The sequence below is a fragment of the Pantoea sp. CTOTU50773 genome, assembly GCF_032082325.1.
GTDB classification, from domain to species: Bacteria; Pseudomonadota; Gammaproteobacteria; order Enterobacterales; family Enterobacteriaceae; genus Pantoea; species Pantoea communis.
In genome coordinates this window covers 1-25,676 of the sequence record NZ_DAMDQC010000009.1, presented here as the reverse complement: position 1 = coordinate 25,676, position 25,676 = coordinate 1, and the positions used below count along the sequence as shown (strand labels likewise).

General features: G+C 56.5%; 25 protein-coding genes, 1 tRNA gene and 2 pseudogenes. 6 read left to right on the top strand and 22 right to left on the bottom strand.

Going from position 1 to position 25,676, the window contains the following annotated elements; all coding sequences use genetic code 11:
• Positions 1–7 precede the first annotated feature (7 nt).
• The 3 genes from RT340_RS02735 to RT340_RS02725 all read right to left on the bottom strand — a co-directional run bounded on the left by RT340_RS02735 (position 8) and on the right by RT340_RS02725 (position 2,347).
• Positions 8–1,144 carry an efflux RND transporter periplasmic adaptor subunit gene (locus RT340_RS02735; RefSeq protein ID WP_283215640.1) on the bottom strand — a complete coding sequence of 379 codons (1,137 nt, stop codon included), beginning with the start codon at positions 1,142–1,144 and terminating at the stop codon, positions 8–10.
• A gap of 199 nt (positions 1,145–1,343) precedes the next feature.
• Complete coding sequence (locus RT340_RS02730) at positions 1,344–1,532, bottom strand: hypothetical protein (protein WP_058961818.1); 189 nt, start codon at positions 1,530–1,532, stop codon at positions 1,344–1,346.
• Positions 1,533–1,957: 425 nt separating this feature from the next.
• Positions 1,958–2,347 (bottom strand): penicillin-binding transpeptidase domain-containing protein, encoded by a 390-nt coding sequence (locus tag RT340_RS02725; protein ID WP_153012330.1) that lies wholly within the window; start codon positions 2,345–2,347, stop codon positions 1,958–1,960.
• A gap of 81 nt (positions 2,348–2,428) precedes the next feature.
• Here RT340_RS02725 and RT340_RS02720 point away from each other — a divergent pair.
• A tRNA-OTHER gene (locus RT340_RS02720) sits at positions 2,429–2,541 on the top strand.
• 556 nt (positions 2,542–3,097) lie between these two features.
• Here RT340_RS02720 and RT340_RS22570 read toward each other — a convergent pair.
• A pseudogene (locus tag RT340_RS22570) lies at positions 3,098–3,541 on the bottom strand (peptidoglycan synthase); the annotation flags it as partial.
• A gap of 433 nt (positions 3,542–3,974) precedes the next feature.
• Complete coding sequence (locus RT340_RS02710) at positions 3,975–6,236, bottom strand: molybdopterin-dependent oxidoreductase (RefSeq protein WP_313373917.1); 2,262 nt, start codon at positions 6,234–6,236, stop codon at positions 3,975–3,977.
• A gap of 196 nt (positions 6,237–6,432) precedes the next feature.
• Here RT340_RS02710 and galR point away from each other — a divergent pair, with 196 nt between their 5' ends.
• Positions 6,433–7,434, top strand: coding sequence for an HTH-type transcriptional regulator GalR (gene galR / locus RT340_RS02705; protein ID WP_034823157.1), 1,002 nt, complete (start codon positions 6,433–6,435; stop codon positions 7,432–7,434).
• A gap of 29 nt (positions 7,435–7,463) precedes the next feature.
• Here galR and RT340_RS02700 read toward each other — a convergent pair whose 3' ends face one another.
• Together RT340_RS02700 and lysA are read right to left on the bottom strand one after the other, a co-directional pair.
• A complete protein-coding gene (locus RT340_RS02700; protein WP_182058123.1) occupies positions 7,464–7,913 on the bottom strand; it encodes a GNAT family N-acetyltransferase in 450 nt (149 codons plus the stop codon).
• Positions 7,913–9,166 carry a diaminopimelate decarboxylase gene (gene lysA, locus RT340_RS02695; protein WP_034823160.1) on the bottom strand — a complete coding sequence of 418 codons (1,254 nt, stop codon included), beginning with the start codon at positions 9,164–9,166 and terminating at the stop codon, positions 7,913–7,915. Before lysA ends, RT340_RS02700 begins: the two co-directional genes overlap by 1 nt.
• A 108-nt stretch (positions 9,167–9,274) precedes the next feature.
• On the opposite strand from lysA, the gene RT340_RS02690 reads away from it, so the two are divergent.
• A complete protein-coding gene (locus RT340_RS02690; RefSeq protein WP_313373914.1) occupies positions 9,275–10,195 on the top strand; it encodes a LysR family transcriptional regulator in 921 nt (306 codons plus the stop codon).
• Here the strand turns inward: RT340_RS02690 and RT340_RS02685 are convergent.
• Positions 10,192–11,355: an MFS transporter gene (locus RT340_RS02685; protein WP_058961822.1), complete on the bottom strand. Its 1,164-nt coding sequence runs from the start codon at positions 11,353–11,355 to the stop codon at positions 10,192–10,194. The two genes, RT340_RS02690 and RT340_RS02685, sit on opposite strands and share 4 nt — an antisense overlap.
• 365 nt (positions 11,356–11,720) lie before the next feature.
• Between RT340_RS02685 and RT340_RS02680 the strand changes: the two genes are divergently transcribed.
• A complete protein-coding gene (locus RT340_RS02680) occupies positions 11,721–12,347 on the top strand; it encodes a serine protease (RefSeq protein ID WP_313373911.1) in 627 nt (208 codons plus the stop codon).
• On the opposite strand, the gene RT340_RS02675 is transcribed toward RT340_RS02680, so the two are convergent.
• The 12 genes from RT340_RS02675 to xerD form a co-directional block, all read right to left on the bottom strand.
• Complete coding sequence (locus RT340_RS02675) at positions 12,348–13,019, bottom strand: DUF1989 domain-containing protein (protein ID WP_097118012.1); 672 nt, start codon at positions 13,017–13,019, stop codon at positions 12,348–12,350. It abuts the gene before it with no gap.
• Between the two features lie 13 nt (positions 13,020–13,032).
• Positions 13,033–13,698 (bottom strand): amino acid ABC transporter permease, encoded by a 666-nt coding sequence (locus RT340_RS02670; protein ID WP_034823167.1) that lies wholly within the window; start codon positions 13,696–13,698, stop codon positions 13,033–13,035.
• On the bottom strand, positions 13,698–14,348 hold the full coding sequence (locus RT340_RS02665; protein ID WP_034823169.1) for an amino acid ABC transporter permease: 651 nt from the start codon (positions 14,346–14,348) through the stop codon (positions 13,698–13,700). The genes RT340_RS02670 and RT340_RS02665 overlap by 1 nt, the downstream gene beginning before the upstream one ends.
• 3 nt (positions 14,349–14,351) lie before the next feature.
• Positions 14,352–14,999, bottom strand: a complete 648-nt coding sequence (locus RT340_RS02660) for an urea carboxylase-associated family protein (protein ID WP_313373908.1) — start codon at positions 14,997–14,999, stop codon at positions 14,352–14,354.
• Complete coding sequence (locus tag RT340_RS02655) at positions 14,983–15,615, bottom strand: DUF1989 domain-containing protein (RefSeq protein WP_097118015.1); 633 nt, start codon at positions 15,613–15,615, stop codon at positions 14,983–14,985. Before RT340_RS02655 ends, RT340_RS02660 begins: the two co-directional genes overlap by 17 nt.
• 2 nt (positions 15,616–15,617) lie before the next feature.
• A complete protein-coding gene (locus RT340_RS02650) occupies positions 15,618–16,454 on the bottom strand; it encodes a transporter substrate-binding domain-containing protein (RefSeq protein WP_313373904.1) in 837 nt (278 codons plus the stop codon).
• Positions 16,455–16,706: 252 nt separating this feature from the next.
• A complete protein-coding gene (locus RT340_RS02645; protein WP_097118017.1) occupies positions 16,707–17,558 on the bottom strand; it encodes a MurR/RpiR family transcriptional regulator in 852 nt (283 codons plus the stop codon).
• 154 nt (positions 17,559–17,712) lie between these two features.
• Positions 17,713–19,233 carry a lysine--tRNA ligase gene (gene lysS, locus RT340_RS02640; RefSeq protein WP_034823176.1) on the bottom strand — a complete coding sequence of 507 codons (1,521 nt, stop codon included), beginning with the start codon at positions 19,231–19,233 and terminating at the stop codon, positions 17,713–17,715.
• A 9-nt stretch (positions 19,234–19,242) separates the two neighbouring features.
• Positions 19,243–20,341, bottom strand: a protein-coding gene (gene prfB / locus RT340_RS02635) for a peptide chain release factor 2 (protein ID WP_097118019.1) whose coding sequence is annotated in 2 segments (ribosomal slippage) — positions 19,243–20,265 and positions 20,267–20,341 — 1,098 coding nt in all. Because the reading frame shifts where the segments join, the coding sequence is not laid out codon by codon here.
• Between the two features lie 211 nt (positions 20,342–20,552).
• Positions 20,553–22,277, bottom strand: coding sequence for a single-stranded-DNA-specific exonuclease RecJ (recJ, locus tag RT340_RS02630; protein WP_313373953.1), 1,725 nt, complete (start codon positions 22,275–22,277; stop codon positions 20,553–20,555).
• Between the two features lie 9 nt (positions 22,278–22,286).
• Positions 22,287–23,000, bottom strand: a complete 714-nt coding sequence (dsbC, locus tag RT340_RS02625) for a bifunctional protein-disulfide isomerase/oxidoreductase DsbC (RefSeq protein WP_034823178.1) — start codon at positions 22,998–23,000, stop codon at positions 22,287–22,289.
• Between the two features lie 22 nt (positions 23,001–23,022).
• Positions 23,023–23,916 (bottom strand): site-specific tyrosine recombinase XerD, encoded by an 894-nt coding sequence (gene xerD / locus RT340_RS02620; RefSeq protein WP_313373898.1) that lies wholly within the window; start codon positions 23,914–23,916, stop codon positions 23,023–23,025.
• A 102-nt stretch (positions 23,917–24,018) separates the two neighbouring features.
• On the opposite strand from xerD, the gene fldB reads away from it, so the two are divergent.
• Entirely contained in the window at positions 24,019–24,537 is a 519-nt protein-coding gene (gene fldB, locus RT340_RS02615; RefSeq protein ID WP_058961908.1) for a flavodoxin FldB, read from the top strand.
• Here the strand turns inward: fldB and RT340_RS02610 are convergent.
• A complete protein-coding gene (locus RT340_RS02610) occupies positions 24,534–24,953 on the bottom strand; it encodes a protein YgfX (protein WP_313373896.1) in 420 nt (139 codons plus the stop codon). The two genes, fldB and RT340_RS02610, sit on opposite strands and share 4 nt — an antisense overlap.
• The gene (gene sdhE, locus RT340_RS02605) at positions 24,928–25,194 is read right to left on the bottom strand and encodes an FAD assembly factor SdhE (RefSeq protein WP_038645011.1); all 267 of its coding nucleotides are present in this window, start codon (positions 25,192–25,194) and stop codon (positions 24,928–24,930) included. The genes RT340_RS02610 and sdhE overlap by 26 nt, the downstream gene beginning before the upstream one ends.
• A gap of 218 nt (positions 25,195–25,412) precedes the next feature.
• Here sdhE and ygfZ point away from each other — a divergent pair.
• A pseudogene (gene ygfZ / locus RT340_RS02600) lies at positions 25,413–25,676 on the top strand (tRNA-modifying protein YgfZ); the annotation flags it as partial.

Here is a 25,676-nt window from a genome sequence, read left to right as displayed (position 1 = left end):
CCGCCCCCTATTGCGCTGCTGCGTCGGTCATCGACAGACTGACAGCGTTGGCAGATGGCGTGTCATGGGTGTTGGCGGCGGTGGTGGTGACTTTCGCCCCGGCACGCACACTTTGCAGATTGTTCACCACCACGTTTTCACCTTCGCTCAGGCCGGCGGTCACCAGCCATTCACCTTTGATCATCTCGCCGGTGTGAATGCTGCGCTGCTCAATGGTGTTATCGCTTTTCACCACGTACACATACGGCTGGCCTTTGGTGTCATGCATGATCGACTCCTGCGGCACCAGAATCCCCTGCTGCTGAATGCCCTGCGGGAAGCTGGCGTGTACGTACATGCCTGGCAGCAGTTCATTATGCGGGTTCGGGAACACCGCACGCAGCACCACGGTGCCGGTGGCGGTGTCGACGTTCACTTCCGAGAACGCCAGTTTGCCCTGCTGGCCATACTGGCTGTTGTCTTCCAGAGAGAGTCCGACCGCCGCGGTGTTGTCATCCACTTTGGCGATCTTGCCGTCGGCTAAGGCACGGCGCAGACGCAGCAGGTCGGTGGATGACTCACTGACATCAACATAGATCGGATCAAGCTGGGTGATGGTGGCGAGATAGTCGGTCTGGCCGTTGGTCACCAGCGCACCGGCGGTATACAGCGAACGGCTGATATGTCCGGAGATTGGCGCCTTCACCAGTGTGTAATCAAGATTGACCTTAGCGGTTTCCACATCGGCCTGTGCTTCACGCTCTGCCGCAACGGCATCGTCGTAAGTCTGCTGGCTGATGGCGTGTGCGGACGCCAGCGGCTGATAGCGTTTTGCCACCATGGCATCGTTTTGCCAGGTCGCCATCGCTTTGTCGTAAGCGGCTTTATAGGTCGCCGGATCGATCTGATAGAGCGGCTGACCCGCTTTCACTTCGCCGCCTTCGGTAAACAGGATTTTCTGGATCACGCCGCTGACTTGTGGGCGCACCTGTGCGGTGCGGACCGCCGTGGTGCGGCCAGGCAGTTGTGTCACCAACGTAACGGGCTCAGATTTTAGGGCGATGACACCCACCTGGGGTGTCGCGGATGCAGCGGGCTTTGCTCCGCCCTGGTCACAGGCTGCCAGTAAAAACACCACGCTGGCAGAAAGAAGTTTCAGGCGCATAATTTTTCTCTGGATGAAAGGAGGGATAGTCACTGATGTGATGACATGCAAAAAATCATTGTAGGGAGGGAGTGATAAGGCGGTTGTTAAGGTTGCGTAAAATATATTTTCCAAAGGAAAATGGTAAACCTTTCGTGCCATAAATGGCTGTGAAAATTAGCTTTTTGCGGTTTTTTTACCGCCATGCAGAGCAACAGATTTACCCTTTCGGCTCGATCCCGCGACGGCGCAGTTCGCGACGCGCCAAATCTTTCAACCAGCACGATAGCGTGATGTTTTCATCTTCGGTGACTTCGCGCAGTTGATCATGCAACTCCGGATGAATGCGTAACTGAAACGCCGTGGAGCGGCCCTCGCCTTTTGGCGTTCGGTCTTTGGTTTTTGGCATCGGGTCACACCTCAACGAATGGCAATAAAAAACGCCCCAAAGCCGCGCTACCAACACGGCAAGGGGCTGGCGAACCGAAATGGAATGCGGCATCGCGGTGCGTTACATACAGGTTACACGGCAAGATATTTTTATGTTGGCGGGGAAGTGTTAAGACTCAGACAAGAGGTGTGAGCGAGTTCGCTGAGTGCTGAATTTCAGGCAAAAAAAACCCACGCATCCGCGTGGGTCGGTGCAACCGAACAGGGTGAATACCTGAAGACAGGTATTGCTGCCGCAGCAGCCGATCTTCACACCAATCAATACCTCTGGGACTTTTATCGTCGCCGAAAGTGGTGTGAGAAAACAGCCGCAAATCGCAACGGAGTTCGGCGAAATGCAACGAGGTGTGAAAAGCACCTCACGGCAGTTACATCCTGATTTTACTAAGATTTATCCGAAGTCGGTTTGCTGTAAATGGCGTCAGGCGCAATGTTCATATGCTTCAACACCGGCCCCATAATGCTGCCGAAAATCGGCGCCGCTACCGAACCACCAAAGTGATCGCCCGCTGTCGGATGGTTGACCATCACCACCAGCGCCACCTCAGGATGGCTGGCAGGAGCAATACCGGCGGTGTAGTTAACGTAACCGCCATCGTACTTCCCGCTGGTGCCCATTTTCTCTGCGGTACCGGTTTTGGTCGCCAGGCGGTAACCCGGCACAGCGGCTTTGACGCCGGTACCGCCAGGCAATACGTCACTCTCCAGCATGTGCACCACGGTTTGCACGATTTGCGGATCGGCCACCTGCTTGCCCAACACCGGCGGTGTCACTTTGGTGATCGACAGTGGACGATATACGCCGTAAGAACCAAGCGTGGCGTATTCACGGGCGATTTGCAGCGGTGTGACGCGCAGGCCGTAGCCAAAGGCAAAGGTGGCGCGTTCAATATCCGCCCAGCGTTCACGGTGCAGCGGGAAGTAGCCCACGCTCTCGCCGGTTAACCCGAGTCCGGTCGGCTTACCCAGGCCAAACGCCTGATAGGTGTTCACCAGCGCTTCAGCAGGCATCGCCAGCGCAATGTGCGATACGCCGATATCACTCGATTTCTGCAAAATGCCCGTCATGGTCAGGCGCGGCCAGTGGCCGACGTCACGAATCAAGTGGCCGTTAACGCTGTAGGGTGTGGTATCGATCACCGAGTCGGCACGCACCAGATGACGCTCCAGCCCTTCCATAACCACCAGCGGTTTCACCGTTGACCCGGGTTCGTAGCTGTCATTGATCGCCGTGTTGCGCATCTGTGCAGGCGTGGCGTTATCGAAGTTGTTGGGGTTGAACGAAGGATAGGAAGCCATCGCCAGGATCTCGCCCGTATCAATCTTGATCAGCACTGCCGCACCGGAATCCGCTTTATTCAGCAACACGCCATCGCGCAGTTTGCTGTAGAGGGTGAACTGGTCAAACTTATCAATACTCAGCTGTACCGTTGGCGGCTGCTTCGGCGGCTCGTAATCCAGCATCGCCACGATATTACCCTCTTTGTCCTGACGATAAACCTCTTTGCCCGGCTCGCCTTGCAGCACGTGGTCGAAACCTTTCTCCAGACCGTTCAGGCCATTGCTGTCAGCACCGACAATGCCAATCAACGGCGCAGCGGCTTCACTCATTGGATAGAAGCGGCTGTCGTTGTATACCGAGCTGATGCCCTTCAGGTGCAGTTCGGCGATGTCTTTGGCGATGCCCAGTTCGATTTTACGGCCAAGATAGAGAAAGCGTTTTTTCGGGTTCGCGGTGATCTGCTCACGCAACTCTTCCGGACGTAAGTTCAGCGCCGAGGCAAGATAGGTCCATTTGGCGTTGGTAAAGTCGGGATTGGCTTCCAGCACGCGCATCGGGTCGGCGATGATATCGCGCGCCGGTACGCTCAGTGCCAGTGCCTGGCCATCACGATCCAGTAAGGTGCCACGGTTGGTGGGCAAGGTGACGGTGCGCAGTGAACGCTGATCGGCCTCGTGCTCCAGCATCGGATGCTTAATCAGTTGCAGGTCACCGACGAAGATCAGCAGCAACACCATGCAGCTGAAGACACCCAGACAAATCAGGCGAAAACGAAACGGGTTAAATGGGGCTTTGATCTGGTCTTTTCCCAGAAGTTTTTTTATACGGGGCATAGCATTCCGCTGCAATAAACAGTTTTTTCAAGCTTGTTATCCGCAGTTATAAAGAAAGGTAAAGCGAGTTGACAGGAAAACTGTGTTTCAGTTCGTTAGCGGGAACGACAGGCAAAAAAAACCTGCGCATCTGCGCAGGTCGGTGTAATCAAGAAAACTTTTTGATGTTCACCCATCAATACCTCTGGGACCCTGACTGTAGCAAGGTGGCATGACGGTTCTCCATCTCTCAAACGCAACAGTTACCCGCAAAATGTAACCAGCAGTGAGATTGTTAGCACCCCATTCACATCAGGTGTTTTTTGATTTCCACCAGGCAACTCATGGCGTTAGGGCCTTGCGTCAGTGACGAGGTGCCGATATCCAGCGTCAGTACATTGGGGTTACCGGCACGGTCCCACGGCTGCCAGGTGCGGCCGAATCCGGGATCAAACCAGGCGCCGGTGGCGATGATCACCACTCCCGGCGTTAAGCCATCAGTGAGACGCACACCGGCCAGCATGCGGCCACGTGCGTTACTGACTTCAATCTCATCGCCATCGACGATTTGGCGAGCCTCAGCGTCCTGTGGATGCATATATAAGGTTTCGCGCCCGGCAGTTTTATTCGCCTGCACCGTGGCGGTGGCGTCCATCTGGCTGTGCAGTCGATCCGAGGGCTGAATCGAGATCATATGCAGCGGGAAATCTTCGCTCAGCGGCGCGCCCAACCACTCCTGTGGCTCGCGCCACTCCGGGTGTCCGGCAAAATCTTCCAACTGATAATCGGCAATGGTCTGGCAGAACAACTCGATTTTGCCGCTGGCGGTCTGGATCGGATGCGCAATCGGGTTAGCGCGGAAATCATCCATAAACACATAAGGCTTGCCGCCTTCCGGGATCTCAACGAAACCACGCTCCCAGAATTCACCAAACTCCGGGAAGTGAATATCTTTACGCGCGTGCGCCTCCGCACACTGCTGATACAGGTGCTCAATCCACTGCATCTCGTTGCGCCCTTCGGTGAACACCTCGCGGTAGCCAAGTCGATCGGCGATATCCGCAAAGATATCGAAGTCATGACGCGCCTGATGCTGCGGTTTCACCGCCTGATGCATCGCAAACACAAAGCGATCGCGTGAAGATCCGCCGATGTCGTTGCGCTCCAGCGTGGTGGTGGCGGGTAACACGATATCCGCCATCTGCGCCGCCGGGGTCCAGACGATATCCTGCACGATAACGGTATCCGGGCGCTGCCAGCCTTCCACCAGGCGGTTAAGCTGCTGATGGTGGTGGAACGGATTACCGCCAGCCCAGTGCACCAGATGGATATCGGGATAGTGCAGGGTTTCGCCCTGGAAATGGTAAGGCTGGCCGGGATTGAGCAACATATCGCTGATGCGCGCGACCGGAATCGAGAAGTTGCCGGGATTCGGCCCGGTGCTCATCATCGGCGCGGGCCCTTCCTGACGCGGATTGCCGACGCTGTTCATCGACCCGTGACCAAAGGAGAAGCCGCCGCCCGGTAAGCCCGGCTGACCGAGCATCGAGGAGAGCGCAATCATCATCCAGTACGGCTGCTCACCGCGATGGGCGCGCTGTACCGAGTAAGAACAGGTGATAAAGCTGCGTTTGCCAATCAGCTGCTTTGCCAGTAACGCGATACGCGCCGCCGGAATGCCGGTGATGGCACTCGCCCACGCCGGCGTTTTGGCGATGCCGTCGCTTTCGCCCAGCAGATATTCACGTAACTGCGGCCAGCCGGTGCAATGGCTGGCGAGGAAACTTTCGTCCAGCGCATTGCGGCGGGTGATTTCGAAGCCAAGCGCCAGCATCAATGCCACATCGGTATTCGGGCGAATCGGAATCCACTCGGCATTCACAAACGCCGGGCAGTCATCGCGCATTGGGCTGATGTTGATGATCGGCGTGCCTTTGGCGCTGAGTTGCTCCAGCGCCGGTTTCAGGCTGTGCTGTCCGGCACCGCCCGACGCCACCTGGGCATTTTTCAGCGCCAGACCACCGAAGGCGATAAAGATGTCGGCATGTTCCACCACGCTCGGCCAGTCGGTGACGCGGCCGGTGAGCGGCATATAGGTGCCAATTACGTAAGGCAGGAAGAACTGCGCGGCGCCCCAGCTATAGTTGCCCTGCTGATCCACCCCGCCGCCGCCCTGGAAGTAGAAACGACGGATCAGGGTGCGCGCATGGTTAACGCGTCCCGCCGAAGACCAGCCATAAGAACCGTTGAAAATACCCGATGCGCCGTAGCGATCGCGCACGCGGCGATTCTCTTCTGCCACCAGATCCAGTGCGGTATCCCAATCCACGGCGACAAAATCTTCACGTCCACGCAGCGTGCGATCGCTATTCTCACGCGACTTTAGCCATGAACGACGTACCAATGGCTGGCGGATACGCTTATCCGAGTAGACCAGTTCCGGGATGGTGTTGAGCATCGGCGACGGATCGGCGTCAGCAAAAAAGGGTTCACAGCCAATCAGGCGGTCGTTTTCCGTGACGGCAGTAAATGCGCCCCAGTGCGCCAGGTGTGGCACGCGTGTTTTCATGGTTATTGGGTCCGGCAGACAGGTCTGAATCGTGCTGGCAGCATACCATGCCGCCCTGACGCGCTGAAGTCTGGCTGTGAGCGCCTGATTTTCCGCACTTTTGCGACAGCGCTGGCATTCTCGCGGGTTGCTACAGGTACTGTTTTCCGTAACACTGATGGGATGTGTAAACGTTTTCCCGGATGCAAGTAACCGCATGGCTACCATTAAGGATGTTGCCCGCATGGCTGGGGTATCGGTCGCGACCGTTTCCCGCGTCATCAATAATTCGCCCAAAGCCAGCGAGAGTTCACGTCTCGCCGTGACCCAGGCAATGGAGCAGTTGCAGTATCACCCGAACGCCAATGCGCGTGCGCTGGCACAGCAATCCACCGAAACCCTCGGTCTGGTGGTGGGTGACGTTTCCGACCCGTTTTTCGGCGCGATGGTGAAAGCGGTCGATGAAGTCGCCGGTGCCACCGGCAACTTCCTGCTGATTGGTAACGGTTACCACATTGAGCAAAAAGAGCGTCAGGCGATTGAGCAACTGATGCGTCATCGCTGCGATGCGCTGGTAGTACACGCCAAGAAAATTCCTGATGCCGACCTGGAAGTGCTGATGAAGCAAGTGCCGGGCATGGTGCTGCTCAACCGACTGCTGAAAGGCTTTGAATCGCGCTGCATCGCGCTGGATGACCGTTACGGTGCCTGGCTGGCAACGCGCCATCTGATTCAGCAAGGTCATACGCAAATCGCCTTTATCTGCTCGACCCACCCTATTTCTGACTCCGAAGACCGCCTGCAAGGTTACTACGACGCGTTGAAAGAGCACGGCTTACCGTCCAACGACCGCTTAGTGGCGTGGGGCGAGCCGGACGAAGTCGGGGGTGAACAAGCGATGACGGAATTGCTGGGGCGCGGTAAGCAGTTCACAGCGGTGGCCTGTTACAACGACTCCATGGCGGCTGGCGCACTGGCGGTGTTGAGTGATAACGGCATTCGCGTGCCTGAAGAGATGTCGCTGATTGGTTTTGATGATGTGCTGGTGTCACGCTATGTGCGTCCACGTTTGACCACGGTGCGTTACCCGATTGTCACCATGGCGCAGCAGGCGGCGCAGCTGGCGCTGGCGTTAGCCAACGGCACGGAAATGCCAGAAGTGACCAATATGTTTAGCCCGACGCTGGTGAGAAGGCATTCGGTGAGCGGACCGGGTTGATCTCCAGGTGCGCATCAATGCGCACCGGGTCACAAATCCTGCGAATAGACCTTCACCCGCACATCCGGGAACTCCAGCGCATCACACTGATACTGCCAGCCAAAGCGCTCGTAATAGCCGCCGAACGTTGACCACAGCCACAGCTTTTCATGCCCGCGCTCGCGGGCATAATTCAACACATGCTGCTGCAGCGCTTCACTCAGGCCATTGCCGCGCGCATGTTCATCCACATACAACGCGGCAATCCACGGATAGAGATCCTGACGGCTGATGAGATCACAGCGCCAGAATCCCACCGTGCCCAACGGCACATCGCCATCCAGCGCCACGAAAGTCACCGGATACTCGGCACCGTTCAGGCTGCTGCGCACAATGCTGTCGTAAAACTCGCGCGACGTTCCCTCGCCAAACGCCTGCCACAGCCAGTCGGTAATATGACTGGCGTGATGTGGGACTTCACTGAGTGGAACAATGTTGATCACATCAGCTCCAGCGCCAGCAGCTCCTGAATGGTCTGCGCGCGACGAATTTCACGCGGAGCGCCATTCTCAAACAGCACTTCCGGAATCAGCGGACGGCTGTTGTAGTTGGAAGACATCGAAGCGCCGTACGCGCCGGTGTCGTGGAACACCAGATAATCGCCGACCTGCGTCGCAGGCAGCGCACGCGTCTCGACTTTACCGCCCTCAAGCTGGGTAAACACATCACCCGACTCGCACAGCGGCCCCGCCACCACGCTCTCCACCGTTGCATCACTCAATGCACGACCATCAGCTGGCAGCACAGAAATATGGTGATAGCTGCCGTACATCGATGGACGCATCAGATCGCTAAAGCCCGCATCCACCAGCACGAAGTGACGGCTGCCCATATCTTTAACCGCACGCACCTGCGACACCAGCACGCCAGACTCCGCCACCAGGAAACGACCCGGTTCAATCTCCAGTTTCACCGCATGGCCAAGATGCGCCGCAATGCGGTCACGCGCGCCACTCCACAAACCGAAATAGTGCTGGGTATCAATGGCTTCTTCACCGAAGCGATAAGGAATCGACAAACCACCACCGGCTGAAATCGCTTCCAGATCCTGACCAAATTCGATGACCTGATCGACCATCGCGTCACACACCTGCTGCAGGTGGCCGTAATCAACACCGGAACCGATGTGCATATGCAGACCCACTAATTTCAGGCCGTGCTGCTGAATCGCTGCCAGCGCCAGCGGCAGATCGCTATGCCAGATGCCATGCTTGCTGTTCTCGCCACCGGTATTGGTTTTTTGACTGTGCCCATGACCAAAACCCGGGTTGATACGCAGCCACACTTTATGGCCCGCAGAGACCGCGCCAAGCTGATGCAGCATATCCACAGAACCGGCATTGACCGGCACTTTTAACTCCGCGATACGCGCCAGGGTTGGCTGATCGAAGACGTCAGCGGTAAAGACGATATCTTCGCCACCCGGCTGGAAACCGGCGGCCAGGGCGCGCTCAATTTCACCCAGTGACACCGAGTCGACCTTCACGCCTGCGGCACGCATCAGGCGCAGAATGTGAATATTGGAGCAGGCTTTTTGCGCAAAACGCACCACGTCAAACGCGCTCAGCTGCGCAATACGCTGCTGGATAATGGCGGCATCGTAAGCCCAAAATGGACCAGCATAGCGCTGTGCCAGTGGCAGTAAATTAGCGGCGGTCAGCGCCGTTTCGGTGTTGTTCAGTGGACGTGGCATCTCAATTCTCCTGTGTCTTTGCCACTATTTAGCCACAGCAAGACGATTCAGAAAAATATCTGTTTTAGCGTCAGCTATACAAATATGATATGGGTCAACGGAGGAGTGATGGCAAAAATTAACTGGCGACATATCGAAATTTTCCATGCGGTGATGACCAGCGGCAACCTGACGCAAGCCGCCGCGTTGCTGCACACCTCGCAGCCAACGGTGAGCCGTGAGCTGGCGCGGCTGGAGCAGCAGCTGGGTCTGGAACTGTTTGAGCGAGTGCGTGGACGTTTGCAGCCCACGGTGCAGGGTTTACGGCTGTATGAAGAAGTACAACGCTCCTGGTACGGGCTGGACCGCATCATGGATGCCGCCGAAGGATTGCGCCAATTCCGTCAGGGCGAGCTGTCGATTGCCTGTTTGCCGGTGTTCTCGCAGTCACTGCTGCCACCACTGCTGCAACCCTTTCTGCAGCGCTATCCACAGGTCAGCCTGAACATCATTCCGCAGGAGTCGCCGCTGCTGGAAGAGTGGCTGTCGGCACAGCGCTACGATCTGGGTCTGACCGAAACCCAGCATGCGCCGGCAGGCACCGAGCGCGTGCCGCTGCTGACCTGCGATGAAGTGTGCGTGCTGCCGCCCAACCATCCGCTGTGCCAGCGTGAGGTGCTGACGCCGCAGGATTTTCAAGGGGAGAATTACGTCAGCTTGTCGCGCAGTGATAGCTATCGTCAGCTGCTGGACTCGCTGTTCCATGAGCAACAGGTGGAGCGCCGTTTAGTGCTGGAAACGCACAGTGCGGCATCGGTATGCGCGATGGTACGCGCGGGGGTGGGGATTTCGATTGTGAATCCGCTGACGGCGCTCGATTACGCCGACAGCGGTGTGGTGATGCGCAGATTCAGTATCGCGGTGCCGTTCACCGTCAGTCTGGTGCGGCCACAGCATCGCCCGGCGTCAGCGCTGGTTGATCATTTCTGCGACCACCTGCAACAGCAGGTGGCCACCTTTACCCAACGCATTGCCGAGCGCCTGCTTTAAGCGCGCACCGTTTCGCCCTGCCCGCCCGATTTGCGGAAGGTGATCAGGCAGATGACCAGACCGACCACCGCCAGTGCAGCAGCTGCCACCGGCACTGACGTCAGGCCGTAGCCTTTATCGATCACCGCGCCGCCTACCCAGGCACCGAGCGCATTACCGACGTTGAACGCAGAGATGTTCAACGTGGAGACCAGGTTAGGTGCGTCTTTACCATGGCGCACCACGTTAATCTGCAAACCGGGCACGGTAGCAAAAGTCGCCATCGCCCACAGGAACAGGGTGATTTCTGCCAGCCACAGCGCGTGGCTGGTCCAGCTGAACAGCAGCGAGAAGACGGCGATCAGCACAAAGCTGAGGATCAGGCTGAAGGAAACTTTCCAGTCGGCAAGTTTGCCGCCGAGGATGTTACCGACGGTTAAGCCCGCGCCAATCAGGAACAGCGTCCAGCTCACCCCACGATCGGTGATGCCCGTGACCTGCAACAACAGCGGCGCGATATAGCTGAACAGCGCAAACATCGCAGCAGCAAAGAACACTGTCATCAGCAGCGACAGCCATAGTTTGCCATTCGCCAGCGCACTGACTTCACTCGCCAGATGCACCGGTTTCTCTTCTTTATTGGTTGGCAGACTGACAATCAAAGCGATAAAAGCGAGGATGCCGATGATCGCCACGCCCCAGAAGGTGGCACGCCAGCCAAACATCTGACCAAACCAGGTGCCGAGCGGCACACCCAGCACGTTGGCGAGGGTTAAGCCGGTGAACATCAGCGCCACTGCCGAGGCCTGACGGCTCGGTGCCACCAGACTCGCCGCCACTACCGCACCAATCCCGAAGAAGGCGCCGTGACAGAGTGCGGTGACCACGCGCGCCAGCATCAGCAGGTTGTAGGTGTAAGCCAGCGCGCACAGCACATTGCCGATGATGAAGATGATCATCAACAGAATCAGGGTTCGTTTACGCGGCAGCTTCGCCGTCAGCAACGCCATAATCGGTGCACCGATGGCTACGCCCAGTGCATAACCACTGATCAGCCATCCTGCTGAAGGAATCGTTACCTGTAGATCGCCCGCCACTTCCGGCAGTAATCCCATAATCACGAACTCCGTGGTGCCGATGGCGAACGCACTCAGCGCCAGCGCCAGTAATGCAACAGGCATAACACACTCTCCTAAAAATGTTTTGCAGGCAGGCCGCACAACGAACGCCGTGCGGTTACAACGGACGCTTATAGATATTTGAACTGCGTCACATTCTGATTAAAGCACAGGCTTGGCAGCTCAACCAGCCTCTGCGCTGCAAGGCATCTTTGCTTGCAAAGCAATAATCCCCGCGCGCGAAAGTGACTCTGCCTGACCACTGAGACAGATGACACTTTTCACGCTACGCTTGATTCAGTTGTGATCGCTGTCACAGCTCATCAGCTTTTGGCGAGCAATCAAGCAGTAAAGGATGGGCGCGCATTGCCGATACCTCAACCAGTTACGCGGTGATGCGGTGTCAAACAATGCAGGGGGAATGACCTATGCGATGGCTGATCGCACTGACAGTGGGCTGCCTGAGCGGCTGCTCCGTGGGGCACTATGAGTACAGCAAAGAAGCCGCAAAACGCGTCGATATGACCGTAACCGGCATTCCTACCGTGCTGGGCATTGGCGCGCTGGGCACCACCATTCCACTGACGCCTGAATACAGCTTAACGGCCGCGCACGTGGCGAAATACTCGATGTATCGGGTGAAAGCCTGGCATCCCGAGTGCGATATCGCCGTGGTGTACCACAAGAACACCGAACCCAATCTTCCCCCACCGTTCCGCAATAGCCATATCGGCGACAACGTCAATCTCTACGGTTACAGCTTTATCTCTGCCATGCCGGTGGCCTCAAGCGGCAAGAATTTGATCAACACCACACTGGCCAACGACTGGAATAAACCGAGTTGTGTGGTGGTCGCGGCGAATGCCGGTGTAGTGAAAGGCATGTCGGGTGGTGCGGTGTACAACGCCAGCGATGATACGCTGGCGGGGGTAATTGTCGGCTACAGCAGCGCGATTGACGACAATAAAAGCGGTAAGACCTTGTATAAGGATGTGGCGCTGTATGTGCCTTACGCACGTTTTCAGGTGTGGCTGGATCAGGTCGTGAAATCGTAATTACGCTGGCACCCAGGCCCCTTTCAGCTGCACCTGCGGGAAGCCAGCAGTCAGAATACGCAGTTCGGCATCACGCGGGGTGTTGTCGCCCTGCCCCTGAATGCTGACGATATCCTGTGGGCAGGCGGAGAATGCCACGTAGCAATCCATCTCAGCGCGCAGCACAATGTAGTCGCCGGGCTTAGTCACCACCGGCAGCGTTTTCAACGTGATACCATCCGGCTGCACCTGAATATTCATAAAAATATTCAGAGACGCCAGATTACCGTGCGGCAGTTCAACACCTAACTCGCGCATGCCCTCAAACAGGTTATCGTGGCAGTTGCGGTGATACTCGGTGCAGCCCAGCAGCTCATAACGACGCGCATCGCAGGCCGCCATAAAGGAATCATGCACGCCGGGTGAAGTATCTGCCACCAGGGTCAGAATCGGGTGGCGCTGGCTGGTGATAAAGCTGTCACCGACTTTGGGATTAAGACGCTGGTTCCACACGCGCGTCGCTTCCATACACATATATTCACTGACGTCTTCGGCGTTGTACGCCCAGCAATCCACTACCTGAGTGCCATGCAGATTGATCACCTGCACCGCTTCCCCTTTCTTCAAACGTACCGCTTTGCCGTAGCGCGCGGGAATGGTGATCGCTTCACGATGCTGATATTCAGCTGACATAGTGTTCTCCTGATTAATGCTGCATGCCGCGACGATAGCGCGTCATGCGAGATTCAAGGCCGCGTGCCAACCAGTCGATCAGACTGTTGAGCAGCCAGTAACAAAGCGCCACCGTGAGATAGATCTCCAGCGGCGCGTAGGTATCTGAAATCGCCTGTTTGGCGGCGTACATAAACTCCTGCACCGAGACAATCGATAGCAGCGCCGAGTCTTTAATCAAACCAATCATCAGACCGACCAGCGGCGACAGCATCTGCGGCAGGGTTTGCGGCAACACCACATCGCGCAGCTGTTCGCTGCGGCTCAAACCCAGCACGCGGCAAGCTTCCCACTGCCCCTTCGGCAATGCCTCTATTGCCGCACGAATAACCTGTGCGATATAGGGCGCGTAATAGAGCGTCAGGGCCAGCACGCCCACCACCGGCGATGACAGCGTGATGTCGTACTCCGGCAGCACAAAATAGAGCAGGTAGATCACCACCAGCAGCGGCAACGCGAGGGTTAATCCGCTGTAAAGATTGAGTAAACGCAACCAGAACGGCGAAGCGCGCATTAGCAGTAATGCCATCAGTCCGCCCCATGCCAGTGAGCAGAGCGCGGCAACAATGCACAGTTGCAGCGTGGCGATCATGCCGTCTCCCAGCGAAGGCAGGGAAGTGAGAATGGCTTGCCAATCCATCAGGCAATCCTCCGTTTGGCTTCCAGACGTCGGGCAGCGGCAATTAACGGCATGGCGATCAGCAGATATCCAGCCGCCACCAGCAGCAGCACCTGCGTAGCTTCATAGGTACGCGCAATCACAATCTGTCCTGCGTAGGTCAGTTCCGTCAGCGCCACCACCGAGGCCAGCGGCGTGGTTTTCAGCAGGATGGTGAACTCGTTAACCAGCATCGGCAGGCTGGCGCGCATCACCTGTGGATTAATCACATACCACCAGGTTAAGAAGCGGCTGAGACCTAGCGTGCGTGCGGCTTCGAGCTGACCGCGCGTCACCAGTGAACGGTTCACCCGCAAAATCTCCGCCACGTAAGCGCCACTGTTGAGGCCGATGGCAATCACCGCCGCCAGCATCGGCTGACCGCCCAATCCGAGGCGCGGCAAGGTGAAAAACACCACGAACAGTTGCACGATGGCCGGTGTACCGCGCATCAGGCTGACGTACAGCCGGCCGATGGCGCGCCAGATCCAGGCACGGCGCAGTTGCAGGAAGCAGCCAAGCTGCCCCATCACCACGCTGACCAATGATGCCAGTACAGTGAGTACCAACGTCATCAGCAGGCCGTGTCCGAGTTCCGGCAGCGCGGCCACTACCTGTTGATCCAGCCCCATGCGTTACTCCGCGTTAAAGTCGTGCAGGTTTTCCGCCACCGACAGCAGCAGCGGTGCAGGTTGATCGTTGCCCTCGATGCCGGTGTTGCAGGCCGAGACGATAAACTGCGTGTCCATCACCACGCGACAGGTGATGCTGTCGCCTGCTTTGGTGAGGTTCGGCTCCGGCAGGATGTCGCCGGCCCGCGTCAGCTTGACGTGCATAAACAGGTTGATCGGGTCCGGCAGCTTCGGCACCACCATCCCCAATCGCGCCAGCTCGCCGCTCACCGCTTCCAGGCAACCTTCCCCTCGATAACCTTTTTCCATCAGGAAGGCGCGGGTCGAGGCAGGCAGCAGCAGGTCGTGACGTTTTACGCTGTCTTTGCCCAGCACCATCATAGGACGGCGGCGGTTGTTCACCAGACGCATACCTGAACCCAGCAGATAGCTGTTGCTGAAGACGCGAGTGTGATGCACCGACAGCCACACAGCAGGATCGGCGAGGCTAAAACCAAACAGGGAAGCCACCGCGCCGTCGCCCTGCGCCGTGATGCGCAGCAACTGGCCGCGCAGCACCTTAATCGACCCGACGCTGCCCGGTTCCACCGTGACCGACTGCGCCAGCGTGCGCTCAGCGGTCTCTTCATAACTTTCACGCATTAACAGCATGATTCATCTCCTCTGCGTGAAACACGTCACTCACCACGATATCAATCGGCGTGACCTGCAAACCGTTACCGGGAATGATGTCCTGCGGGCAGGACGATACCGAACAAATCAAATCGCACAGCGCTTCGAAGGTAATGCTGTCGCCCGCTTTGCTGTTGGGATCGGTCACTTCCATTCGGCCATCGGCGGTCACCGGACCGTTCTGAAAAAGGTTGAACGGCTCAGGCAGCGAGAAGTACGTCACGCCAAAGGCTTTCATGCCCTCCAGCAGGTTGTCCACGCAGTTACGATGGCCTTCGACGCCGAAATCGACGCTAAAGCGGGTACGATCGCAGGCTGGCACGTTGGCATCGTGGATGCCGATGCTGTCCGCCAGAATGCGCAGCATCGGACGGTTTTCACTCGACCACAGTGCATCGCCGGGCTTAAAGAACAGCGAGCGCAGATGCTGGCGGGTATGCACCGGCGACAGCTTTTCATTCAAATCATCGGCATTGACCGCGACGAAATCCGCCGCCTGCTGCCCTTCACTGTCAATCACGGTAATAAACTGGCCCTTACGCACGCGGAAGGTTTTGCCATGGCCCGCAGGCACCGTCAGGTTGCACTGGCACATAATTACTCCTGAGGAATGAAATCGCTGGCGGGCACGGTAAAGGTGGTGCCGAGATACTGCTGCTGCAGTTTGGTCAGCTCGCCATCTTTCTGCATTGCCAGAATGTGGTCGCTGATGGCTTTGTTCAGGCTGCCGTCTTCTTTACGTGTCGCCCAGCCCATCCATTGCGATGGACCGACTTCACCCACCTGCGCCACTTTTCCGGCGTATTTTTTCGCGACCGGGGCCAGCACGGAGATGTCGTCGTAAACGAAGTCAGCGCGTTTGGTCATCAAAGTGCTGACGGTCTGATCCAGCGAATCCACGTTGATGATGGTGATGGGTTTTTTACCCTCCTTTTTCAGCTGCTCGTTAAAGCCTTTAAGCAACTGCTCTGGCACGCTGGCGGTTTTTACCGCGCCACGCAGACCAGACAGGCTTTCCGGGCTGAGCGTTTTGCCGCTGAAGGTGCTGGCTTCACTTTCACGTACCAGCACGCCGTTTACGGTTTTGCTGTAAGGCACGGTGAACAGCACTTTCTTCGCGCGCTCGGCGGTGACGTTAAGAGAAGAACCTTCGGCGTTGAACGAGCCAGAGATCAGGCCCGGCAAAATGCCGCTGAAGGCGGTTTTCTGAAACTCCAGTTTCACACCGAGATCTTTGGCGAAGGATTGCATGATCGCCACGCTATAGCCGGTGATATCGCCTTTGTCGTCGGTGTATTCGTATGGAGGAAAGGTTGGATCGATACCAACGGTAATTTTGCCGCTGCTTTTGATGTCACTCAGGGTATCGGCTTGCGCCTGCGCCATGGTGCCAATGGTGAGAAGAGCGGCGATCAGCAGTGCTGTTTTTTTCATTGTGGTGTTTCCCTGGTGTTGGTGAAATGTCTTTTTCTACTGAGCATATTTTGTGCCAGTTTTTTCACCACCCAGCTAACACCTTTCGGGTAGAGAGGGTATTACTGAATAAAATCAGTGAGAAACATTTGTTTCTTTATTTTAATTTTAAGTTTCTGTGATTTCATTGGCGGGAAATCAGGCGGGGATAGCGGAGGAGTGAGCGCACTACTATGGGGCAATATCTGGCGCACTATGCGCCAGAACGGGGCGTTATTCCAGTTCGTCGAGGGATTGGTGCAAGGCTTCAACCTGCGCCAGATAATCATTGCTGGTTTTGCCCATTTGCCGGGCCACCAGTGAGCAGAGCAGATTGCATACGCCGGAGAGCGCGGCGGTGCTGTCGAACATCAGGCTGCTGTCGGTATGGCAGCGCACCACCCACTGCGCGTGACGCGCTGGTTTGCCGGAGAGCACATCGGCGATATACAACATCGGCACGTTGCGTTCTGCCAGCGCATTCATCGCCGCTTCCAGCGCAGGCATACGGCGACGCAATCCAACGCAGATCACCACATCCTGCTGATTCAGCGCCGCCAGATGCTCCGCAAGCGAATCGCCGGGACGCGGCAGCAAACGCACGTCAGGATGGATATGCACCAGATCGCGGTAAATCAGCTGGGCAATGGTCTGGCTGTGACGCCAGCCCATCACCACCACGCGGCGTGATTGGGCAATGGCGCTCACCGCCTGCTGCAGCTGTTCACTGTCGAGCGTGCGATAGCTGTTGACCAGATTAGCGATCTCTTTTTCCAGGTGCTGCTGCATGATGCTGGCCAGCGGTGATGCGGTTGGTACGGCCTGCAAATAGAGCGGTGAGCCGCTGCTCTGCATCTCACGCGCCTGCCGACGCGCGGCTTCATAGCTTTCGTAACCGAGATGACGGAAAAAACGCGTGGTGGTGGCTTTGGAAACGCCCGCGCTCTGTGCCAGTTCGGTGGCGGTATTCATCGCCAGCTGGCCGGGTGCCGCCAGCAGCACGTCAGCCAGTCGCTGCTCGTGGCTGGAGAGTTGATCCCAGTGCTGTTGAATCCGGCCCTCTAACGTTGCCGCTTTTGCACTCATGGTGATTCCCTGAAAATAAAAAAACTATCCTGCACAGAGCGTGCCGGGTTGTCATCAGGAATTTTGCCAGGGGAATAGAAATGAAAAAGGCCGCCATAATGGCGACCTCTAAGACTTACGGCAAAGTGCGCGGATTTATGCGCACCGATTTGCCTTACTTGCTGGTTGGACGCAGTGCCGGGAACAGGATCACGTCGCGGATGGTATGGCTGTTGGTGAACAGCATTACCATACGGTCGATACCAATGCCGAGACCTGCTGTTGGCGGCAGGCCGTGCTCCAGTGCAGTGACGTAGTCTTCGTCATAGAACATCGCTTCGTCATCGCCTGCATCCTTAGCGTTAACCTGCTGCAGGAAACGCTCTGCCTGATCTTCTGCATCGTTCAGCTCGGAGAAGCCGTTACCGATTTCACGACCGCCGATGAAGAACTCAAAGCGGTCAGTGATTTCCGGGTTCTCGTCGTTACGACGTGCCAGCGGTGACACTTCAGCCGGGTATTCAGTGATGAAGGTTGGCTGAATCAGGTGTGCTTCTGCGGTCTCTTCGAAGATCTCAGTGACGACGCGGCCCAGACCCCAGCTCTTCTCTACTTTGATATGCAGCGATTTGGCAATCGCAACGGCTTTATCAAAGTCTTCCAGATCGTTCAGGTCGGTTTCCGGACGGTATTTCTTGATCGCTTCACGCATGGTGAGCTTCTCAAACGGTTTACCGAAATCGAAGGTGTGGTCACCATAAGGCACTTCAGTGGTGCCCAGCACATCCTGCGCCAGGGTGCGGAACAGGCTTTCGGTCAGCTCGATCAAATCTTTGTAATCCGCATACGCCATATAGAGTTCCATCATAGTGAACTCTGGATTATGACGTGGCGAAATACCTTCGTTACGGAAGTTACGGTTGATCTCGAACACGCGATCGAAGCCGCCTACCACCAGACGCTTCAGGTAAAGCTCTGGTGCAATACGCAGGTACATGTCGATGTCGAGCGCATTGTGATGGGTGATGAACGGACGGGCTGACGCGCCGCCAGGGATCACCTGCATCATTGGGGTTTCCACTTCCATAAAGTCGCGGTTAACCATGAACTGACGGATGCCGGCCATGATTTTAGAGCGCACTTTGAAAGTATTACGTGATTCATCGTTAGAGATCAGATCGAGATAACGCTGACGGTAACGGGTTTCCTGATCAGCCAGGCCGTGGAATTTATCCGGCAGTGGACGCAGCGCTTTGGTCAGCAGACGCAGTTCAGTGATGTGGATCGACAGCTCACCGGTTTTGGTCTTGAACAACTTACCGCGCGCGCCAAGGATATCGCCCAGATCCCATTTTTTGAACTGCTCGTTGTAGACGCCTTCTGGCAGATCGTCACGTGATACGTAGATCTGAATCTGGCCGCCAACGTCTTGCAGCGTAGCAAAAGAGGCTTTACCCATGATGCGGCGGGTCATCATACGACCAGCCACGCTCACTTCAACGCCGAGCGCTTCCAGCTCTTCGTTCTCTTTCGCGTCATAGCTGGCGTGCAGCACATCAGACGTGGTATCGCGACGGAAATCGTTAGGAAACGCGATGCCCTTTTCACGCAGCGCGCTGAGTTTTTCGCGACGCGCTTTCAGTTCGTTGTTTAACTCAAGGGCGGCATCAGCGCTCTGCGGTTGTTGTTCAGACATGTCGGTTCCTTATAACCCTGCTTTTAAACTTGCTTCAATGAAGCGGTCGATGTCGCCATCCAGCACCGCCTGGGTGTTGCGCGTCTCTACGCCAGTGCGCAGATCTTTGATACGTGAATCGTCGAGTACGTATGAACGAATCTGACTGCCCCAGCCAATGTCGGATTTGTTGTCTTCCGCGGCCTGCTTGTCAGCGTTTTTCTTCTGCATCTCATATTCGTACAGCTTCGCACGCAACTGCTTGAAAGCTTGATCTTTGTTTTTGTGCTGTGAACGGTCGTTCTGGCACTGCACCACAATGTTGGTTGGCAAGTGGGTAATACGCACCGCAGACTCGGTTTTGTTAACGTGCTGGCCGCCCGCGCCAGAGGCACGGTAAACGTCGATACGCAGATCGGCGGGATTGATGTCGATATCGATGTTGTCATCCACTTCCGGGTAGATAAACACCGAACTGAATGAGGTATGACGACGGCCGCCGGAGTCAAATGGACTCTTACGCACCAGGCGATGGACGCCAGTTTCGGTACGCAGCCAGCCAAACGCGTAGTCACCGATGATTTTAATGGTGGCGGATTTAGTACCGGCCACTTCACCGTCTGACTCTTCAATGATTTCGGTTTTATAACCTTTGGCCTCTGCCCAACGCAGGTACATGCGCAGCAGCATACTGGCCCAGTCTTGCGCTTCAGTACCGCCAGAACCGGCCTGAATATCCATGTAGCAGTCGGCGCTGTCATACTCGCCAGAGAACATGCGACGGAATTCGAGTTCGCCCAGCTTGGCTTCTAAACCATCCAGCTCGATAACGGCTTCGTTGAAGGTCTCTTCGTCGTCGGCTTCTACCGCCAGATCCAGCAAGCCCTGCACATCTTCCAGGCCCTGACGCATATGATCTAAGGTTTCTACCACCGCTTCCAGCGAAGCGCGTTCTTTACCCAGCGCCTGCGCGCGTTCAGGTTCGTTCCAGACGTCCGGCTGTTCCAGCTCGGCGTTTACTTCTTCGAGGCGTTCTTTCTTGGCATCGTAGTCAAAGATACCCCCTAAGAACGTCGCTGCGCTCGGTGAGGTCTTGAATACGATTTTTGACCGGATTAATTTCAAACATGTCTTTTCAGTCTTTTTTGACGATTCGGTGAAAGGGGATAAAAAGTAACGCGCTAGTTTACCCGAAACTGCGCGTACTTTGTAGCATTGCAGGTATGCGAGATAGCGCAACAGTGCGCCCAAAGGGATTCGGTTACCCACCATGGCGAACCAGGGTCACTCGCTGCAGGTTACCGGGTGCGCTTTTAGACGCCCCCGAATGAATGATGCGGTTATAGCGGCCAGATATGGTCGATAATCAGTTGAACCGAGCGGTTGCCACGGTATTCGTTGATATCGAGTTTGTAGGCCAGTTTCACCTGGCGCACGCTGGTATCCGGCCACAAGGTCGTATCAACGTTAAACGCGATGCCATCCAATAGTGGGCCGCCGCCCAGAGGCTCAATCATCACCTTGAGGTGGCGCTCGCCCACCAGCTTTTGTTGCAGCAATTTGAACTGGCCGTCGAACACTGGCTCCGGAAAAGCCTGGCCCCAGGGACCGGCTTCACGCAGCATTTCAGCGGTGTGCAGCGTGAATTCCTGCGCATGCAGTTCGCCATCGGACCAAATCACACCCTGCAGCGCTTCACCATCTAACCACTCGTCGATCAGCGCGGCGAAGCGTTCGCGGAACAGATCATACTTCTCGGTTTCCAGCGACAGGCCCGCCGCCATGGCATGCCCACCAAACTTGATCATCAAGCCAGGATAGAGCGTATCAAGACGCTCCAGTGCATCACGTAAGTGCAGCCCCGCAATCGAGCGGCCCGAGCCTTTAAGCGTGCCGTCGCCCGCTGGCGCGAAGGCGATCACCGGGCGATGGAAACGCTCTTTCAGCCGTGAGGCCAGAATGCCGACCACGCCCTGATGCCATTCGGGATGATAGAAGGCCAGCCCCAGCGGCAAATCGGTGTGCTGGCGTTCCAGCTCATCACACAGCGCCAGCGCTTCGCTCTTCATGCCCTGCTCAATCTCTTTGCGCGTCTGGTTCAGCGCATCAAGCTCGTTGGCAAGCATGCGCGCCTGCGCAATGTCTTCGGTGAGCAGCAGTGCCACACCGACCGACATATCATCCAGTCGACCGGCTGCATTGAGGCGAGGCCCGACGGCAAAACCGAGATCGCTGGCCGCCAACTGACGCGCATCGCGGTTGGCGATCTCCAGCAGCGCGCGAATCCCCGCCCGGCATTTTCCAGCGCGGATGCGGCTCAAGCCCTGCCACACCAGAATGCGGTTATTGGCATCCAGCGGCACCACGTCAGCCACTGTACCTAGCGCCACCAGATCCAGCCACTCCGCCAGATTGGGCTCGTTTCGGCCATCACTAAACCAGTTCTGCAAACGCAGGTGTGCACGCAGCGCCAGCATCAGATAAAACGCCACGCCCACACCGGCCAACGACCGCGAAGGGAAGGCACTGTCATTGAGATTCGGGTTAACGATCGCTTCCGCTGCTGGCAACGTTTCGCCAGGCAAGTGGTGATCGGTGACCAGCACCGGAATACCGTGCTGATGGGCGGTTTCTACGCCTGCATGGGAAGAGATGCCGTTATCCACGGTGAGAATCATCTCCGCACCGCGCGCGCGCGCCTGCTCAACTACTTCAGGGCTCAGACCGTAGCCATCTTCAAAGCGGTTCGGCACCAGATAATCGACGTTGCCGCCCATGCTGCGCAGCGCTAAGACGGTTAACGCGGTGCTGGTTGCGCCATCGGCATCGAAATCGCCGACCACCATAATACGGCGACCGGTTTTCAGCATCTGATGCAGTAAGGCTACCGCTTGATCGATGCCACCCAGGGTTTGCCACGGCAGTAGGTTTTTGGCACCGCGCTCAAGTTCGGCGGCCTCTTTTACACCGCGTTGCAGGTAAAGGCGGCGCAGTAGCGGCGGTAAGGTATCAGGTAAGCTGGCGTCGGCCTGGATTTCACGCCGACGCAGTTCGACAGAATGCATCACTGTGGATTAACCGCCTCGCTTCTGACCATCAAGAACCTGTTTCAGCTCCTGCGGGCCCTGATAGCCAGGGATCATCATGCCGGTATCGGTAAGAATGGCAGGCGTGCCCTGAATGCCGTACAGGATGCCCAGTTGATAATGCTTATCCAGATTGATTTTGCAGGTTTCTGGCGCATCCATCTGCGGCGCATCGCCTTTCATCGCTGCATCAAAGGCTTTGTTGCGATCGGCGCTGCACCAGATGGCGCGCATGGCTTTTTCCACCTGACCGTGCAGACCTTCACGCGGGAAAGCGAGGTAACGCACGGTGATGCCCAGCGCGTTGTAGTCAGCCATCTGCTCATGCAGCTTACGGCAGTAGCCACAGGTGATGTCGGTAAACACGGTAATCACGTGCTGCTCTTTTGGCGCTTTATAAACGATCATTTCCGGCGCCAGCGCGGTGATTTTTTTGTCCAGTAGCTGGTTGGTGACGTTTACCGGCTGCGCACCGCTAACATCGTATAGTGGGCCCTGAATCATGTGTTTGCCATCTTCAGAGACGTACAGCACGCCACTTTCGGTCAACACGGTTTTCATGCCTGGCAGCGGTGAAGACTGAATCTCTGTCTGCTGCAATCCGAGTTTTTTCAATGCTTGCTGAATGGCGCTGTCATCGGCATGAGCCAGACCGGCAAAGGCGCTGACCAGCAATGCCAGCATCGTTAACTGTTTTTTCATCTCAATTCCTTGTTGCCGCGGTTCAAGCACGCGGATGATGCTGTTGATGTAACTGACGAAGGCGCTCGGTAGCCACGTGCGTATAAATTTGAGTGGTGGAGAGGTCGCTGTGTCCCAACAACATCTGTACGACGCGCAAATCCGCACCGTGGTTCAGTAAATGTGTGGCAAATGCGTGACGTAGCACGTGTGGTGATAGCTTTTCGCTGTCGATACCGGCAAGGGTGGCATAGTGTTTGATGCGATGCCAGAAAGTCTGACGCGTCATTTGTTGCGCGCGGTTACTGGGGAACATCACATCCAGCGTTTGCCCATTCAGCAACCACGGCCGACCGTGCGCCATATAGTGCTCCAGCCAGTAAATCGCGTCTTCACCTAATGGCACAAGTCGCTCTTTGTTACCTTTGCCGATCACGCGCACCACGCCCTGACGCAAACTGATGTCGCTGAGGGTTAAACCCACCAGCTCCGACACACGTAAACCGGTGGCATACAGCAGTTCCAGCATCGCTTTGTCACGTAGCTCAAGCGGCACATCAATACTCGGTGCCTGCAGCAGACGTTCTACCTGGTTTTCACTGAGGTCTTTTGGCAATCGCTGCGGCAGTTTGGGCGCGGAGAGCAGTGCGCTGGGGTCATCACTGCGCAGCTTTTCGCGATAGAGGTATTGAAACAGACGGCGCATCGCGCTAAGCGTACGCGCCGAACTGGTGGCCTTGTAGCCGCCTTCGACGCGTTCGGCGAGAAATTGCTGCAGATCGAGCGCTTCCAGCGTCAGCAGCGTGCGTTCGTGGTGGTGTAGCCAGCCGGTGAGCGTTTGCAAATCCTGGCGATAAGACGCAAGGGTATTTTGCGCCAGGTTACGCTCAATCCAGAGCGCATCCAGAAATTGTTCAATCAGATCGCTATCCTGCACGGTTCCCCCCAAACACGTGTGAAATCGTGCTCATTATGCCTGAAAGTCACCTGCTTCTGGTACAATTGCGCCAAAGTGAGTTTCAGTCAGAGCATTAATTGCATGAATATCGGTCTGTTTTACGGTTCAAGTACCTGTTACACCGAGATGACGGCGGAGAAAATTCGCGATTTTATCGGTGAAGAGTTAGTCACGCTGCACAACCTCAAAGATGAGGATCCCTCGCTGATGGAGCAGTACGATTTGCTGATCCTCGGCATTCCCACCTGGGATTTCGGTGAGTTGCAGGAGGACTGGGAAGCAGTGTGGCAGCAACTGCCTGCGCTGAATTTGCAGGGTAAAATTGTCGCGCTGTACGGCATGGGCGATCAGGCCGAATATTCAGAGTGGTTCTTAGATGCGCTCGGCATGCTGCATGAATTGCTGCAGCCGATGGGCGTGCAGTTTGTCGGTTACTGGCCGCTGGAAGGCTATGAGTTTGCCAGCAAAAAACCACTCACGGCTGACGGCACCCAGTTTGTCGGCCTGGCACTCGACGACGTGAATCAGTTCGAGCTGAGTGAAGATCGTGTCGAACAGTGGTGCGAACAGATTCTGACGGAAACGGCTGCACTGCTCTAGCGCGACACATCCCCATTACGAAGAAAGCAGCAGGCGCGTAGCGTGCGCCATGCATAGGGCGGCAGGTTATCCATCATCAACCACAGCCGCCAGCGCGTGCCCTGCTGGTTTCGCAACGTCAACAGCACGCCGAAAGGCAACCAGTCGGCCTGTCGCGCTAATTGCCAGCGCGTTCCGCGCCAATGCCAGTCACCCTGTTCATCCAGCCCTAAGCGACCGGTGCGCTGCCTGAGCCGACGCTCATTGCGCCCGCACTCCAGCAGCATCAGAATCAGCAGCGGGGCTTTGCCCCACGCCCAGCCCTCGGGCCACTCAAGACTCAACAGCCAAACGGTGAACAGCACATACAGCGTCACGTTAAGCGCCCGAGCGCTGCGTGACGGCTGCACATCACATTGGAACCGGTCCGCGTTCACGGTTGCGTTGCTGAATCAGTTGCACCATGCGCTTGAACTCTGGATCAGCGGGCTCGCCGTGGTTCATCAACCAGTTAAACAGGTCAGGATCGTCACTCTTGAGCAGGGCGATAAACACCTGCTTATCGGTGTCAGTGAGCGAGTCATATTCGTATTTGAAGAACGGCATGATGGAGACATCCAGCTCCAGCATGCCGCGACGGCACGCCCACTGAACGCGAGCTTTATCATGAATTTCCATGTGTCTTTTTTCCATGGCTGAAAACAGTGGCGCTCAGTGTACCTGCTTTTTTCTCTGCCTGCAGGCGCAGCGCTGAATGCTGCGTGAAATTGCGCACAACAGTTCTACCCATTGCAGGGTTATCACGCGATTTGTGCGCCAGATGAGGTAAACAGGTTGCAAAGCAGCACTGCTCTTTTAACATTGGAAGCAATATTGTTATTAATCAGGACGCACCCATGCCGATTTTCACCCTTCCGCCACGCCAGCCTGCTGCGGCCTCACGCCTGCCATTAACCCTGATCTCCCTCGACGAGTGGGCGCTGGTGTCGGTGCAGGGCAAAGACAGTACGTCATATCTGCAAGGCCAGGTCACTTTAGATGTTGCTGCAATGGACGCCACCCAGCATCGTCCGGCAGCCCATTGTGATGCCAAAGGTAAAATGTGGAGTAATCTGCGTCTGTTTCATCGCGGTGAAGGTTACGCCTACATAGTCCGCCGC